Here is a 15,205-nt window from a genome sequence, read left to right on the forward strand (position 1 = left end):
ACCTTCTTGCTCTCCGTCGAGCGCTTTTCGGGCAGCCACGGTCAGCTGCCGGCCCGTGCCTCGCCACCGGGCTGGTTCTCCCACGTTCTGGGAGCCCTCCATCGTTCCTTATCGCCCCCACTCGGATAGTCGGTCGATGTGTCGTTCCACCGTACCGGTCGGCCGTCCAGTGTATCGTCGCCCGCCGCTCGGCGGGGGGTGTGATCGATGAGCCGCGGTCTCTCGCGTCGGTACGCCGACGCGCTCGTCTCGCGGAGCAAACTCGTGGTCCTCCTGCTTGTCGTGGCAACCGTGCTCGTCGGCGCCGGCGCGGCGTTCGGAACCGACGGGGCCGACGACACCGGCGCGACGGGGGTCGATTCGGCCGAACAGGCCGCCCTGGACGAGATCCGATCAACCTACGGCGACGACGACGCGCTGGTCACGCAGGTCGTCGTCAGGGACGAGAACGTACTCACCCGTGACTCCCTGCTGCAGAGCCTTCGCCTGCAGCGGTCGATACGGGAGAACGACTCCGTCGGACCGACGCTCCGTACCGAGGCGGGCGTCGTCGGCATCGAGAACGTCGTGGCGACCGCGGCCTACGTCGAGGACCGGCGGACGTCCAACGGAACCGACCGAACCGGGGAGCCGTCCGAACCGACACTCGACCAGCAGATCGCGGCCCTCGAGTCCCGGTCACCCGGCGAGGTCGAGACGCTCGTCGCGCGCGTGCTCGACCCGGACACGCCGACTGCGGGGCGCGAGCCGACGTCGTTCCTGCCGACCGACTACGACCCGGGGACGACACGCGCGGACGCGAGGGTGACGTTCGTGTTCCAGTCGCCCGAGGTGTCGGACGGGACACCGGAGAGGGCGTACGCCGCACAGGTCGCCATCGACTCGCTCGTCGAGGAGCGCTTCGAGGACGGCTTCGTCTTCGGTCAGGGGATCGTCGACGAGGCCTCCTCGCGAGCCATCGGCGACAGCTTCCTCGTCATCGCCCCCGCCGCGCTGGTGCTCCTCCTCCTGGCCCTCGGCCTCGCCTACCGCGACGTGGTCGACGTGCTCGTCGGGCTGTTCGGGGTCGGCGTCGTCCTGGTCTGGCTCCAGGGCGTGCAGGGCTGGCTCGGCATCCCGTCCAGTTCGATCCTCATCGCGGTCCCGTTCCTCCTCGTCGGACTGAGCATCGACTACTCGCTGCACGTCGTCATGCGCTACCGCGAAGCCCGAACGGCAGCGGGAGACGGCGCGACTGCGGACGGGGGCGTCCCGGACCCCGCCGGCGCGATGCGTGTCGGAATCGGCGGCGTCGTCGGGACGCTGGCCACGGCCGCGTTCACCACCGGGGTCGGCTTCCTCTCGAACTACGGGAGCCCGCTCGCCTCGATCCAGGACTTCGCCCTCCTGAGCGCCGCGGGCATCGTCGCGATGTTCGTCGTCTTCGCCGCGCTGGTGCCGGCCGTCAAGGTCGAGGTCGAACGGTTACTCGTCCGGCTCGGACGGGACCGCGAGCAGCGCGCGTTCGGGGTCGACTCGGGACCGGTCAACCGGCTCCTCTCCGGCAGTGCGGCGCTCTCGCGACGGCTGCCCGCGGTCGTCCTCGCCGTCGCCCTGCTCATGGCTGCCGGCGGTGCCTACGGGGCGACGGCGCTGGACACGGAGTTCAACCAGGCCGACTTCCTCCCGGAGGACGCCCCCGAGTGGATGGAGTCGCTCCCGGAACCGTTCGCCCCCGCCGAGTACGACGTCCGTGAGGACCTCTCGTACCTGAGCGAGAACTTCCGCCAGCGTGGTGAGGGGTCGACGGTGCAGGTTCTGCTGCACGGGAACCTCACGGAGCCATCGGTGCTGGAGGCGACCGACGGCGGCTCCCTGCGGGGTGGTCGGTACACGACGGTCACGTTGGAACCGGACGGCACTCCCGCGGTCGAGAGTCCGGCGTCGGTCGTGCGGGCGGTCGCCGCGCGGAACGAGACGGTCGCCGCGGCGGTAGCGGACCGCGACTCCGACGGCGACGGACTGCCGGACAGCGACGTCGGCGAGATCTACGACCTCGTCTACGCCGCCGCCCCCGAACAGGCGTCGTCGGTCCTCCACCGAACGGCGGACGGCTCGTACTCGTCTGCCCGGATGACCGTCGGCGTCCGGGGCGACGTCTCGTCCCAGTCTGTCGCCCGCGACGGACGTCGGATCGCAGACGGTGTCGAGGCGACGGCACCTGTCACGGCCGTCGCGACGGGCGCCCCCGTCATCACGGCGGTCGTCCAGAGCGCGCTGTTCAAGACGCTCGCCCAGGGGTTCGTCGTGACGCTGGGTGTCATCCTGACGTTCCTCCTCGGCCTGTACTGGTGGCGACACCGCACACCGGGGCTCGCGTTCGTCGTGGTGCTGCCCGTCATCGTGGCGCTCGCGTGGCTCCTCGGGGCGATGGCGCTCCTCGACATCCCGTTCAACAGCGAGACGGTGGTCATCACCGGGCTGGCGATCGGCCTCGGGGTCGACTACAGCATCCACCTCACGGAGCGGTTCGTCGAGGAGCGCGAGCGGCAGCCCTCGCTCGGTTCGACGCTGGCGACGGCCGCCACGGGGACCGGTGGTGCGTTGCTCGGCAGCGCGGCGACGACGGCGGCAGGGTTCGGGGTGCTCGCCCTGGCGCTCTCCCCGCCGCTCCACCGCTTCGGCCTCGTCACCGGGCTGAGCATCGTCTTCGCGTTCGTCAGCTGCCTCACGGTCCTGCCGTCGTTGCTCGTACTGCGCGACCGGGTCAGTCACTGGACCGGCCCGTGACGGGACCGCGCAGGCGGCGGTCGTGAACGTGGCGAGCACCGACGTTGCTGGAGCGCTGGCGACGGTCGCCACCACGTCGTTGTCGGGCTGTACCACGACGACGCCACCGCTGGGACAGGGGATACGCTCCGGACGCGTCGACGTCCCCCGGCGGACGACCCCGTCTACCGACGCTGGGTCCGACCCGTCGACACGGACCACCCGCTCTGGCACGACCTGCTGTACACGACCCCTCGGCGGACCGGCAGCGACTCGGTCGACCGGGGTCACGTCGGGCGCGGCTTCCGCAAGTCGAGGATGGACTACTTCCGGCTCGGGGTGCGGGTCCTGCAGCTGGTCGGCCTGTCGTGCATCGCGTACTCCCTCCACATCCGCGAGTGACGGTGGGGATACCTCGGAGGAATAAATCCCTGCGGACAAATTACTAAGGATTGGTAAGTTATTAGCCCGGGCGTCTCGTTTTCGTGAAGCATGGACGACGAACGGTCACCGAAGCGGTTCGAGACGCTCGCAGTCGCACACGGCGAGGAGGCGACCCCCGGCGCGCCCGACGTCGGGGACGTGGTCTCGCCGATCCACCTCTCCTCGACGTTCGCACTCCCGGGGCTGGACACGGAGCTGAGCCTCGAGGACGTCGATCCGTCGAAGGGCGAGTTCCTCTACTCACGCCTCTCGAACCCGACGCGACACGCGCTCGAGGAGCGCCTCGCGGCGCTCGAGGGCGGCGAGCACGCCTACGCGTTCTCCTCGGGCACCGCGGCCATCTTCACGAGCGTCCTCGCGGTCGTCGAGCCGGGCGACCACGTCGTCGCCTTCGACGACCTGTACGCCGGCACCCGCCGGATGTTCGAGAACGTGTTCCAGAAACGGCTCAACGTCGACGTCTCGTTCGTCGACGCGACCGACACCGACAACGTCCGGGCGGCGATGACCGACGAGACCGCACTCGTCTGGATGGAGACCCCGACGAACCCCCGCATGAAGCTCTGTAACCTCGGGGCCATCGCCGAGCTCGCCGACGCCCACGACGCGGTGTTCGGCGTCGACAACACGTTCATGAGCCCGTACTTCCAGGCGCCGCTCGAGCTCGGTGCGGACCTCGTCGCCCACTCCACGACGAAGTTCATCAACGGTCACTCCGACTCCATCGGGGGTGCCGTCGTCACGAACGACGACGCCATCGCCGACGAGGTCGTGTTCCTCCAGCAGGTCGGTATCGGGGACATGCTCTCGCCGTTCGACAGCTACCTCGTCCTCCGCGGGACGAAGACGCTCCCGATGCGGATGCGCCAGCACGAGGCCAACGCCACCGTCATCGCGGAGTACCTTGAGGAGCACGAGCTCGTCGATTCCGTCTACTACCCCGGGCTCCCGAGCCACCCGCAGCACGAGCTCGCGAGCGAGCAGATGGCGGGCTACGGCGGCGTCCTCAGCTTCGAACTCGTCGGCGGCCTCGAGGACGCGAAGGCGTTCCTCGAGCAGCTCGAGACGTTCACCCTCGCCGTCTCGCTCGGCGGTGTCGAGTCCCTCGTCGAGCACCCCGCTGCGATGACCCACGAGCCGGTCCCGCGCGAGGAGCGCGAGGCGCTCGGCATCACCGACACGCTCATCCGCGTCTCCGTCGGCGTCGAACACGTCGAGGACCTCGTGGCCGACCTCGAGCGCGGGTTCGCGGTGCTCGAGGATCGTCTCGCGACGCCGAACTGAGACCACGACGCCTCCGGAAGACCGATAGTCCCCCTCTCCGTCTGCTCATGTGACAAGTTGTGTCACCCGACGCCGGCGGACCGGACGGGATGGAGACCGTCGCGGAGCTCCGCCTGTCGCACGACCGGTTCCTCCTCGACAACACCATCGCCGCCCACCCCGACCTGAGCGTACAGCTGACCGCACAGGCACCGACCGTCGACGGTGACTGGATGGTGTTCCTCACAGCCACGGGGGACGGGGCCGCACAGCTCGAAGAGGCGCTCCGGGAGGACCCGACAGTCGCCGACCCGACCGCCCTGACGGCGACCGCGGACCACCGGGTCTACCGGGTCCGAATCGTCGACGGCCTGCGCGTCTCGGGCGTCCTCGGCGACCTCGGCTTCCGCGTCCTCGACGTCACCAGCGACGACGGTGACTGGCGCTACCGCGTCCAGGGCCCGGACCGGACCGTGCTCACCGCCTTCTTCGACTACTGCCAGGAGGTCGGTATCGCGTTCGAGCTCGAACGCATCTACCGGGTCCCCGGGTCGGATACACCGGCCCCGCGCAGCCTCACGGATGGCCAGGCCGAGGCGCTCCGGCTGGCGAACGAGGGCGGCTACTTCGCGGTCCCGCGGGAGATGACCCTCGGCGACCTCGCCGACGAGCTCGACATCTCACGGCAGGCAGCCTCCGAGCGCCTCCGGCGGGCCGTCGGCTCCCTGCTCGAGGAGACGTTCTGAATCGAAACGGTTTCACGGGCGTCCTCCCGAGTCCCGGTCGTGTCCGACGACGCCAGGCAGTTCTACGCGCTCTACCTCGCCCGGTTCGCCACCGGCTTCGGCTTCGTCACGCTGGCGACCCTGCTCCCGACCTACATCAGGCTGTTCCAGCCGTCCGGGCTGGTGATCGGCCTGTTCACGACCGGGTTCACGCTGGCACAGACCGTCTCTGTCGTCCCGCTGGCGTGGGCGGGCGACCGCTACGACAAGCGCACGGTGCTCGTCGCGAGCCTGCTCGTCGGCCTCGTCGCCTACGCCGGCTTCGGCGCCATCGCGCTGTTCGACGGGGCGAGCCTCTCGTTCATCGCCGCCCGGGCGGTTCAGGGCATCGCCGTCACCGGCTCCGGCCTGATGACGCTCTCGCTCGTCGGCGAGCGCTCCGCCTACGACGAGCGCGCGACCCGCATCGGCACCGCCAACGCGGCCCGGTTCGCCGCGGCCATCGTCGGCGGCCTCTCCGCGGGTGTCGTCTACGACGCGTTCGGTTTCACGCCTATCTACACCACCATCGTCGTGCTGCTCGCGGTCGTGTCGGTGTGGCTCTGGCTCGACCTCGAACCCGACGAGACGCGCATCGAGGGCTTTCCCTTCTCCGACCTCGCGCTGAACGAGCGCATCCTCACGCTGACCAGCTTCCGCGCGCAGTACGCCTTCGCGGTCACGCTCGTCCGGACGTGGGTCCCCATCTACGCCGGCGTCACGGTCGCACAGGGCGGGCTCGGCTACGAGTCCGTGTTCGCCGTCGGCATCGTGCTCACGAGCGAGAAGGCGACGAACATGCTGCTCCAGCCCCACACCGGCCGGCTCTCGGACCGGTTCAACCGCTCGTTCTTCGTCTTCTTCGGCGGCGCGATGTACGCGACCGTCGCCGTGCTCGTCCCGTTCTCGCCGTTCCTCGGCGACTGGCTCGGACTCCCGGGCTCGTACCCCGTCGTCGGGACGCTCTCGGCGGCGTTCCCCGTCGTCGTCGGCCTCAACATGCTGCTCGGCGTGGCCGACTCCTTCCGCGAGCCGGCGAGCATGGCGCTGTTCGCCGACGAGGGCAGCGACGGCAAGGGCGTCGCCTCCAGCTTCGGGGTGCGAGAGCTGGTCTGGCGACCCGGCAGCGTGCTCGCACCGATGCTCGGCGGCTTCCTCATGACCGGCCCGGGGATGCACTGGGTGTTCCTCACCGGCGGCGGGTTCGCGCTGACCGGCGTCGTCGCCTTCCTCGGCGCGACGTGGTACACCGAGGGCTACGGCGCGATGACGGACTTCGGTACCGATGCCACTGCTGTCGACCCCTGACCGTCGGCGCTACACCCGCGGGACGTACTCCATCTCGGTCGCGACGGCGTCGCCCAGTTCGTCGCCGCACTCCCGGCGGACGATGTAGAGCGCCAGGTCGAGCCCCGACGTGATGCCGCCACAGGTGAGCACGTCGCCGTCGTCGACGATGCGCTCCTCGCGTACGTCGGCGAACACCGAGAGGTCGTCCATCGCGCTGTGGTGGGTCGTCGCCGGGCGGTTCGTCAGCACCCCGGCGGCCGCGAGCAGCATCGCACCGGTGCAGACGCTCGCAAGCTGTGTCGTCGGCGCGAGCGTGCGGAGCACGTCGGGGATGGTGCCGTCGTCGAACTCCCGGCGCGCGCCGGGGGCGTCGCGGTCGCTCCAGCCCCCACCGGGGACGAGGATCAGGTCGGGGTCCACGTCCTCGAGCGCGGCGTCGGGCTCCACGCGGAGCCCGTGGCTGGCGGTCACGGTCGTCGGCTCGCGGACTGTTACGAGCGACGCCTCCATCTCGCAGCCGAGGTCGCCGGCAGTCTGGAACACCTCGTAGGGGCCGATGGCGTCCAGCTCGTCGAACCCGTCGTACAGCACGATAGCGACGTTCATGGGTCACCTACAAGTGTAACGCTCTTATCTGTCGGGGACGATTTTCCGGCCATGACCGACGACGACACCAAGGAGAACGTCATCCCGGGCTCCGAGGAGGAGCTCACGACACCCGACGTCCGTGGGTACGACTTCACCGGCGAGTTCGACCTCGCCGAGCTGCTGGCGAGCTACGAGACGACGGGCTTCCAGGCGACCCACCTCGCCGAGGCCATCGACATCGTGAAGCGGATGCGCGACGACGGCGCGACGATCTACTGCACCTACACCTCGAACATCGTCTCCTCGGGCCTGCGCGAGACGCTCGCGTACCTCGCCCGCGAGGACCTCGTCGACGTGATGATAACCACCTCCGGCTCCATCACCGAGGACGTCATCAAGACCGAGAAGCCGTTCAAGATGGGCGAGTGGGACGTCGACGAGGCCAAGATGCGCGAGCGCGGCATCAACCGGCTCGGCAACATCTTCGTCCCCTCGGACCGCTACGTCTGGCTGGAGGAGTACCTCAACGACTTCTTCCCCGAGTTCTTCGCCGAGGAGAAGGTCCGCACGCCGGTCGAGTTCTCCCGCGAGCTCGGCGCGACCATCGACGACGACGACTCGATCCTCGCGAACGCCGCCGACAACGACATCCCCATCTTCTGCCCCGCGCTCACCGACGCCGAGGTCGGCAACTTCCTCTACTACTACAAGCAGGGCTACGACTCCGACGTGGGCATCGAGATCCTCCAGGACTACGACGACCTCATCGAGGAGGGCCTGCTCGCGGACAAGACCGGCCTCATCGTCATCGGGGGCGGGCTCCCGAAGCACCACGCCATCATGACGAACCTGTTCCGCGGCGGCGCGGACTACGCGGTCTACATCTCGACCGGCGTCGAGGGCGACGGCTCGCTCTCCGGTGCGCCGCCGGACGAGGCCGTCTCGTGGGGCAAGATCAAGGAGGAGGTGACGAACCACGTCGAGGTGAAGGCCGAGGCGACGCTCGTCACGCCACTGTTGGTCGCTGAAGCGTTCAAGAAGTACGAGCCCGCAGGCGAGGACGAGGCTGAAGCGACCGCCGCAGACGACTGACCCCTTCTAATCCTCCAGCAGCTCGTCGTCGCCGAACTGCTCGCGCAGCTGGCGGAGATGCTCGCGCTGGCGATCGAGCTTCGGCGGCCGCCCGGCGTAGGTGTGTTCGAAGATGTTGTCCGGGTCCGGCTCGAACGACTCGGCCTCCCGTACAGCCGCCTCGATGCGTTCGTCGATGTCGGCCTCGACGGCGTCGACGCCCGCCTCGTCGATGCGGCCGCTCTCCAGCATGAACGACTCCAGCCGCGGCACGGGATCGTACCGTTTCCACTCCTCGGTGCGCTCCTCGTCGCGGTAGACGCCGGGATCGTCGGAGGTCGAGTGCGCGCCGAGACGGTACTGGATGGCCTCGATGAGCGTCGGGCGCGTCTCGCCGTCGAGTGGGTCGCGTGCCCCGTCGACGGCGTCCCGGGTCACCTCGTACACCGCGAGCGGGTCCATCCCGTCGACGCGGACGCCGTCGAAGCCGTAGGCGGTGGCCTTCTGGGCGATGGTCTCGCTGGCGGTCTGCCGTTCCCTGGGCACCGAGATGGCCCACTGGTTGTTGTTGCAGAAGAAGACGACGGGGGCGTCGAACACGCCCGCGAAGTTCATCCCCTCGTGGAAGTCGCCCTCGCTCGTCGCGCCGTCGCCGAAGTGGACGAGCGAGACGCGCGTGTCGCCGTCGAGGCGGGAGGCCCAGCCGTGGCCGACGGCGTGCGGGACCTGCGTCGCGATGGGGTTCGCGACCGGGAACACGTTCCGGTCGGCGAGGCTCGCGTTGCCCGACTCGGAGCCCATCCAGTACTCGAGGTTCGCCGCCATGGGCGCGCCCCGGGCCAGCATCGCGCCGTTCTCCCGATAGGAGGGGAACAGCCAGTCCTCGTCGTCGAGCGCGTGGACGCTCGCGACCTGTGCGCCCTCCTGTCCGTAGATGGGTGGGTAGGTTCCCATCCGGCCCTGCCGCTGGAGCGAGACGGCCTTGCGGTCGAACCGGCGGGCGAGTTTGAGGTCCTCGTACAGGTCCCGGAGCTCGCCGTCGGAGAGCGGGATGGACGCCCCGTCGACGAGCGATCCGTCGACGTCGAGCACCCGGTGAACGTCGTCATCGTCGGTCGTGATGCCCAGAGACATGCCAAGCTAGCTGGAAACAAGGCAGTATCTGCGATAAAACTGCCGCCGGGCGCCGTCGCTGGCGGTGGTGTGGCGAGCAGGCGACGCGTGAGCCGCCGTGGCGGGGGACTCACCGGCGGTGTCGTCGCACACGGACGCGTCGCGCACCCGCTGGCCCGTGTGCGGTGGGGCTCATGTCACGCCACGTCTGGCCCCGGCATCGCTGATAAAGGCCCGGCTGCGGGTGGCCGGAACCCGGACGATTAACGCACGGCGACGCGTACGTCGTCGCAGTGACCGAGCTCGACCCCGCGTACGAACGCGCTATCGACGACTTCCCCGACGTTCCCGAGTGGCACGAACTCGGCGTCGAGGGCGCACGAGAGCTGGAGGCGGAGCTGTTCTCGCGGGGGAGCGGCGGCCCGGCCGAGACGACCGAACTGACGGTCGCCCGTCTCGACGGGGATGGCTCGATTCCGATTCGCGTGTACCGACCGTCCGGCCTCGAGGAGCCGGCACCCGCGCTGGTGTTCGCCCACGGCGGCGGGTTCGTCCTCGGCACCCTCGACTCGGCGGACGACCTCGCCCGTCGGTTGGCGGCGAACACCGGCAGCGTGGTCGTCTCGGTCGACTACCGGCTCGCTCCCGAGCACCCGTGTCCGGCGGGCCTGGACGACGTGACGGTGGTGGTCGAGTGGACGGTCGGGTCGGCAGACGAGCTCGGCGTCGACCCGGGTCGGGTCGGCGTCGCGGGCTCCAGTGCGGGCGCGAACCTGGCCGCGCTGGCCGCCCGGCGGGCCGAGGTGTCCGTCTCGCTCGCGGTGCTGTTCTACCCGATGGTCGACCCGACGCTCGGCTCGGCCTCCCACGAGGAGCACGCCGACGCGCCCCTGCTCACCCGTGCCGACCTCGACTGGTTCTGGCGGCTGTACCGCGACGACGGCGCGATACCGGTCGACGACCCGCGGCTCTCGCCGCTCTCGACCGTGGGCGGGGAGGCGCGGCCGTTCGCCGACTCGCCGCCGACGGTCGTCGTCACCGCCGGAGTGGACCCCCTTCGGGACGACGGCGCGCGGTACGCCGACGCGCTCGACGATGCGGGGGTGTCGGTCGAGCATCTCCACTATCCGGACGCACCACACGGCTTCCTCTCGCTGGCGGATACGGTGCCGGGGGCGGCCGACGCGTGGGACGACCTCGCGACGGCCGTGCTGGCCAGTCGGTGAGTCCCGGTCGATGTGCCCCCTGGCGGTGATGCGCAGGCCGCACCCACCGGCGGTGCCGTTACGTTGCTCGACCGGGTACTGGCGGTATGAGCACACGAAGCGACGGCAAACCCGTCCGGCTCGCCGACGCGGACGAACTCGACGACCTCCTCGCCGACGAACCGCTGGTCCTCCTCGAACTGTACACCAAGGGCTGTGGCAAGTGTCAGGCGATGGAGCCGGTCATCGGTACCGTCGCCCGGGTCACCGACGCGGCGGTCGCGATGGCGAATCCCGGCGACGACATGACGCTGCTCGACCGGTTCGAGGTGCGGAGCACGCCGACGTTCGTCCTCTTCCGCGACGGCGAGCAGGTCGCGACGCTGGCCGACGGCTTCGTCGAGACCGACCGGATGGTCCGGTTCGTCGAGTCGGGCGGAGAGAGCGAGGCCTGAACGGGGGAGTCGGGGCCCGCGTGAACACGTGTCGTAACACCGCTGTAACCTGCTTACACCGGCGTCCGAGAGCAGTTATGGGCGTCGCGGCCCGAGTGTGAGTCGACGCGCGGCGACACCCATCGCCGCGAGACCCACACCTCATCATGTCCGAGAAAGCGGAGTATCTCACGACGGTATCTGCGGACGAATCGTACGACCAGCTCCCCGACGAGGAGACAATCGAAGAGACGGTCGAGAACCTCGAAACACGTGGCTTCGACGTCGTCGTCGTCGATACGGCCGAGGAGGCCCTCGACGTGCTCGTCGACGCCATCCCGTCCGATGCGTCGGTGATGAACGGCCACTCGACGACGCTCGAGGAGATCGGCTTCGTGGAGTACCTGAACGGCGACGACCACGGCTGGGAGAACCTCGCCGGGCAGGTCTGGGAGATAGACGACGACGCGGAGCGCCAGCAGTTCCGGCGCGAGGCCCAGACCGCCGACTACTTCCTCGGCAGCGTCAACGCCATCGCGGAGACCGGCGAGCTCGTCGCCGCCGACGCCTCGGGCAGCCGCATCGGCGCGTACCCGTTCGCCGCCGGGAACCTGCTGCTCGTCTCCGGCGTGAACAAGATCGTCGACGACCTCGACGCCGCCCTCGACAGGCTCGAGGAGTTCGTCTTCCCGCTGGAGGACGCCCGCGCACAGGACGCCTACGGCGCCGGCTCGGTCGTCGCCAAGCAGCTCATCTACCGGCAGGAGACCGAGGCGGGCCGGACGACGGTCGTGCTCGTGCGCGACGACCTCGGCTACTGAGCCGGCTCGGTCCGACTGGCAACGCGTCTGATTTTATGTGCCGTCGCTCGGTAGGGAGCCGTATGGAGGATGTCGACTTCGACGAGCTCGTGGCGTCGCTGACGCTGCGCGAGGAGAACCGGTCGGTGAAGAGCTACCAGAACACGGTCGCGGTCGCCTGTCCGGCCTGCGAGGAGCCCTTCGACGACCTCGTGGTCTGCAAGGAGAACCCGACGAGCCTCGACCTGACGATGCAGCTCGACCTCTGTGTCGGCACCGTCGACGACCAAGCGGTCATCTTCACGCACAAGCAGTAGCTCAGAGCAGCTCGCCCACGTCGCCGAGCGAGTCGATGACGTGGTCGGGTTCGACGCCCGCACCGCCGATCTCCTCGCGCCGGGTGGTGCCGGTGAGCACGAGCGCCGTCTCCATCCCGGCGCGTTCGCCCATCAGGATGTCCGTGTGGAGGTTGTCGCCGACGACGAGGCACTCGCCGGGGGCGACGCCCAGCCGCTCGGTGACGGCGTCGGCCATGTGCTCCGAGGGCTTGCCGACGACGAGCGGGTCGCGGCCGGTCATGCCCTCGATGGCGCCGACGGTGCAGCCCGCGCCGGGTTTGAGCCCCGCCTCGGTCGGGAACGTCCGGTCGGTGTTGGTCGCGACGAACAGCGTGCCCTGGTCGAACGCCCAGAGCGTCTCTGTGAGCAGGTCGAAGTCGATGTCGTAGGCCTTCCCGGCGGCGACGACGTCGGCCGGTGCGACATCACGCGGTCGCGACGACGGGTCAGGGTCGGAGACGATGGTGAGTCCAGCTGCTCGTACCTCGTCGTAGAGCACGTCGGAGCCGACGACGTACACGTCGGCGTCCGGGTGGTGCTCGGCGAGGTAGGTCGCGGTCGCCGACGCCGCCGTCGAGAGGCCGCCGACGTCGCCCGGGATGCCCATGGCTTCGAGCGTCCCGGGGAACGCCTCGCGGTCGACGCTCGTGCTGTTCGTGACGAACTGGATGGCGAGGCCGGCCCCGCGGAGGGTGGCGATGCCCTCGGCCGCACCCGGAATCACCGCCTCGCCGCGCCAGACGGTCCCGTCGAGGTCGACGATGGCCGCGCGTCGTGTCATCGCGTGGAAGTTGGGAGGGGAGGGTCGTAACTCCCGGTGCTGCCGGTCGGTGTGGCCTCGGTCGTGGAGCCGGAGCGACGGGACGCGCCGCTACACCCCGGTCTGCTCGACCGGCTCGGCCACCTGTATCCAGCCGTCGCTCCGGACCGTGACGCGGTACCGTCGGTACTCGAACTCGACGCTCCCGACGCTGTTCCGGCGGCTGTCGCCCACGCTGGGGCCGAAGAACGCCTCGTCGAGCGCGGCGGCGTCGACGCAGTCGTACAGCGGCGGCGAGCGCACCGTGCGCGGTTCGACGTCCATCGCGTCGGCGATGGCGTACACGATGGCCGTCGTCAGCTCCGCGTCCGTGTCGCGGTCGTAGTGTCGCTGTGCGACCTCCCTCCACTCCGTCCCGCCATCGACGGATGGGTCCTCCGCGACCGTCGGTTCCTCCGGGCCGTCAGTCTTCCTCGGCATCTATCTCACCCCGTGCGTGTTCCTCCTGTGCCGCGTCGACGCTGCTCCCGATGCCGGCCAGTGCCTGCAGCACCTGCGCTGCGTTCTCGGCCGGCTCGACGGTCTCGGTCACCTCGTCTAACGTGACGATGCCGTCGTCGACCAGCTTCGGGATGTGTGCGTGGTACAGCGAGACGTAGACGCGGTCGCGCTGCTCCGGGGTGACCTCGACCTCTGCCACGTCGTGCTCCCAGGCGGCGAGCTTCGTCGCGAGATCGGTCAGCGTCCACTCGTCCTCGGCCGGCAGCGTGTAGCAGATGTACCGCCGCCGTGGGTGCCCGAGGGCGTCGAAGACGTGGTCCAGCGTCAGCACCGCCTTCGGCGGTAGCGCCACGTCTTCGCCCGGTCGCTCCCCCGATGTCGCCTCTCGCCCCGTCTCGTCGTCCATGGACCATCACATGTCGTGTGGGCTGTTAAATTTTGACACAGGCGGGGTGGCGTTGGTTACGGACCACCGAGACGTGGCGCTGGTTCACCCGCGGGATGCCCGCCACGTCCGGTCCGGGTTGTCACCGGACTGCGACCGGCTGGCTCCTCAGCGCGCAGCCGCCAGTTCCGACAGCGGCGCGGCCACCTCGCGCGACGGCGTCTCGAACTCCTCGTGGAGCACGCCCGCGAGGTGCTCCAGCGAGTCCACCACGCGCGGCCCCGGCCGGTTCAGGAAGTGGTTGCCGTCGATGGCCCACACGTCGCCGTCCTCGACGGCGGTCAGCTCGTCCCAGCCCGGCCGGTCGGTCAGGTCCGACAGGTTCGCGCGGGTCTGTTCCAGGTCGTAGCCACAGGGGGCGACGACCAGCGCCTCGGGGTCGTACTCGCGCAGGTCGGCCCACTCCCGCGGCGTGGAGGGGTCGCGGACGTCGGCCATCCCGTACTCGCAGTTCGCGGCCTCGACGAGTTCGGGCACCCAGTGGCCCGCGACCATCACGGGGTCGGTCCAGTCGAGCACCGCCACGCGCCTGCGCTCGCAGTCGGCCGCACGTTCGAGGACCGCCGCCACGCGTTCTTCGAGCGATGCCACCAGGTCCGCCGCTGCAGCCTCGCGGTCGAGCGCCGCGCCCACGTGCCGGATGTCGTCGAACACGTCGCCGACGCTGTGGGGGTCGGTCGTCAGCACCGCGGGGTTGGCGTCGATGCGCTCGACGGCGTCGTGGACGAGCACCTCGTCGACCGCACAGACGTCGCAGACGCCCTGCGTGACGACGAGGTCCGGGTCCAGCTCGTCCAGCAGGTCGACGTCGATGCCGTAGACGCCGCCCGCGGCCTCGGCCTCCTGCACCTGTCGGTCGATCTCGGCGGTCGACGCGTCGGCGTCGACCCGGCTGTACTCGACGGCCGGCAGGTCGGCCGCGGCGGGCGGGTGGTCGCACTCGTGGGACACCCCGACGGGCTCGACCCCGAGCGCGAAGACGACCTCCGTGGCGGAGGGCAGCAGCGTGACGACGTTCATACCCATGGCTGGGGGCGGTGGCGGCATAAATCGACGGTCGATAACGGGCCGCTACAGGAACCCGACGAGGAGGACGACCAGCCCGCCGACGAACATCAGCAGCGCACCGTTGCGGCGCTGTGACACGTCCTCGTCGGTCACCTCGACCGCTTCGAGGTCGTCGATACCCTGCGTCCGGGCGGTCAGCCAGATGGTCACGATCTTCGCGTGGACCGTGTACACACCGCCGACGGCGGCGAGGAACGCGCCGATGGCCGCGAACCGCGTCGAGGGGGCGTCCAGCCCCAGCACGGGCACCGATGCGCCGGTCGCGACGACCACGACCACCAGCACGACGAAGGCGACGATGACGCCCGCGAGGTGCCACTTCGCGCGGTCGAACTGCTCTTGCCTGCTCATGTCCCGGGCGTGACGCCCCGGC

The 15,205-nt window shown here is 69.8% G+C and carries 16 protein-coding genes; 9 read left to right on the forward strand and 7 right to left on the reverse strand.

What is annotated here, in order from left to right; all coding sequences use genetic code 11:
* Nucleotides 1-207: 207 nt before the first annotated feature.
* The 4 genes from ACSG06_RS13260 (at nucleotide 208) to ACSG06_RS13275 (ending at nucleotide 6,527) form a co-directional block, all read left to right on the forward strand.
* Complete coding sequence (locus tag ACSG06_RS13260; RefSeq protein WP_440990758.1) at nucleotides 208-2,769, forward strand: efflux RND transporter permease subunit; 2,562 nt, start codon at nucleotides 208-210, stop codon at nucleotides 2,767-2,769.
* A 471-nt stretch (nucleotides 2,770-3,240) separates the two neighbouring features.
* On the forward strand, nucleotides 3,241-4,476 hold the full coding sequence (locus ACSG06_RS13265) for a trans-sulfuration enzyme family protein (protein WP_440990759.1): 1,236 nt from the start codon (nucleotides 3,241-3,243) through the stop codon (nucleotides 4,474-4,476).
* 59 nt (nucleotides 4,477-4,535) lie between these two features.
* Nucleotides 4,536-5,201, forward strand: a complete 666-nt coding sequence (locus ACSG06_RS13270; RefSeq protein WP_440990760.1) for a helix-turn-helix domain-containing protein — start codon at nucleotides 4,536-4,538, stop codon at nucleotides 5,199-5,201.
* 39 nt (nucleotides 5,202-5,240) lie between these two features.
* A complete protein-coding gene (locus tag ACSG06_RS13275) occupies nucleotides 5,241-6,527 on the forward strand; it encodes an MFS transporter (RefSeq protein ID WP_440990761.1) in 1,287 nt (428 codons plus the stop codon).
* A 9-nt stretch (nucleotides 6,528-6,536) separates the two neighbouring features.
* Here the strand turns inward: ACSG06_RS13275 and ACSG06_RS13280 are convergent, their stop codons facing one another.
* Nucleotides 6,537-7,115, reverse strand: a complete 579-nt coding sequence (locus ACSG06_RS13280) for a DJ-1/PfpI family protein (RefSeq protein ID WP_440990762.1) — start codon at nucleotides 7,113-7,115, stop codon at nucleotides 6,537-6,539.
* A gap of 51 nt (nucleotides 7,116-7,166) precedes the next feature.
* On the opposite strand from ACSG06_RS13280, the gene ACSG06_RS13285 reads away from it, so the two are divergent.
* Nucleotides 7,167-8,189, forward strand: coding sequence for a deoxyhypusine synthase (locus ACSG06_RS13285; RefSeq protein ID WP_440990763.1), 1,023 nt, complete (start codon nucleotides 7,167-7,169; stop codon nucleotides 8,187-8,189).
* Between the two features lie 6 nt (nucleotides 8,190-8,195).
* Here ACSG06_RS13285 and pdhA read toward each other — a convergent pair whose 3' ends face one another.
* Nucleotides 8,196-9,302: a pyruvate dehydrogenase (acetyl-transferring) E1 component subunit alpha gene (pdhA, locus tag ACSG06_RS13290; RefSeq protein ID WP_440990764.1), complete on the reverse strand. Its 1,107-nt coding sequence runs from the start codon at nucleotides 9,300-9,302 to the stop codon at nucleotides 8,196-8,198.
* A gap of 272 nt (nucleotides 9,303-9,574) precedes the next feature.
* On the opposite strand from pdhA, the gene ACSG06_RS13295 reads away from it, so the two are divergent.
* From ACSG06_RS13295 to ACSG06_RS13310, 4 genes are all read left to right on the forward strand, one after another.
* Complete coding sequence (locus ACSG06_RS13295) at nucleotides 9,575-10,507, forward strand: alpha/beta hydrolase (protein WP_440990765.1); 933 nt, start codon at nucleotides 9,575-9,577, stop codon at nucleotides 10,505-10,507.
* Nucleotides 10,508-10,593: 86 nt separating this feature from the next.
* On the forward strand, nucleotides 10,594-10,941 hold the full coding sequence (locus ACSG06_RS13300; protein WP_440990766.1) for a thioredoxin family protein: 348 nt from the start codon (nucleotides 10,594-10,596) through the stop codon (nucleotides 10,939-10,941).
* 146 nt (nucleotides 10,942-11,087) lie between these two features.
* Entirely contained in the window at nucleotides 11,088-11,741 is a 654-nt protein-coding gene (locus ACSG06_RS13305; protein WP_440990767.1) for a lactate utilization protein, read from the forward strand.
* Between the two features lie 62 nt (nucleotides 11,742-11,803).
* The gene (locus ACSG06_RS13310; protein ID WP_440990768.1) at nucleotides 11,804-12,037 is read left to right on the forward strand and encodes a DUF7385 family protein; all 234 of its coding nucleotides are present in this window, start codon (nucleotides 11,804-11,806) and stop codon (nucleotides 12,035-12,037) included.
* A gap of 1 nt (nucleotide 12,038) precedes the next feature.
* On the opposite strand, the gene ACSG06_RS13315 is transcribed toward ACSG06_RS13310, so the two are convergent.
* From ACSG06_RS13315 to ACSG06_RS13335, 5 genes are all read right to left on the reverse strand, one after another.
* Complete coding sequence (locus ACSG06_RS13315) at nucleotides 12,039-12,839, reverse strand: HAD-IIA family hydrolase (RefSeq protein ID WP_440990769.1); 801 nt, start codon at nucleotides 12,837-12,839, stop codon at nucleotides 12,039-12,041.
* 90 nt (nucleotides 12,840-12,929) lie between these two features.
* Nucleotides 12,930-13,298 (reverse strand): HalOD1 output domain-containing protein, encoded by a 369-nt coding sequence (locus ACSG06_RS13320; protein WP_440990770.1) that lies wholly within the window; start codon nucleotides 13,296-13,298, stop codon nucleotides 12,930-12,932.
* A complete protein-coding gene (locus ACSG06_RS13325) occupies nucleotides 13,282-13,725 on the reverse strand; it encodes a DUF7344 domain-containing protein (protein WP_440990771.1) in 444 nt (147 codons plus the stop codon). Before ACSG06_RS13325 ends, ACSG06_RS13320 begins: the two co-directional genes overlap by 17 nt.
* 147 nt (nucleotides 13,726-13,872) lie before the next feature.
* Complete coding sequence (locus ACSG06_RS13330; protein WP_440990772.1) at nucleotides 13,873-14,784, reverse strand: ABC transporter substrate-binding protein; 912 nt, start codon at nucleotides 14,782-14,784, stop codon at nucleotides 13,873-13,875.
* Nucleotides 14,785-14,835: 51 nt separating this feature from the next.
* A complete protein-coding gene (locus ACSG06_RS13335; RefSeq protein WP_440990773.1) occupies nucleotides 14,836-15,183 on the reverse strand; it encodes a hypothetical protein in 348 nt (115 codons plus the stop codon).
* Between the last annotated feature and the right edge of the window lie 22 nt (nucleotides 15,184-15,205).

The sequence above is a fragment of the Haloarchaeobius baliensis genome (assembly GCF_052060055.1).
GTDB lineage: Archaea > Halobacteriota > Halobacteria > Halobacteriales > Natrialbaceae > Haloarchaeobius > Haloarchaeobius baliensis.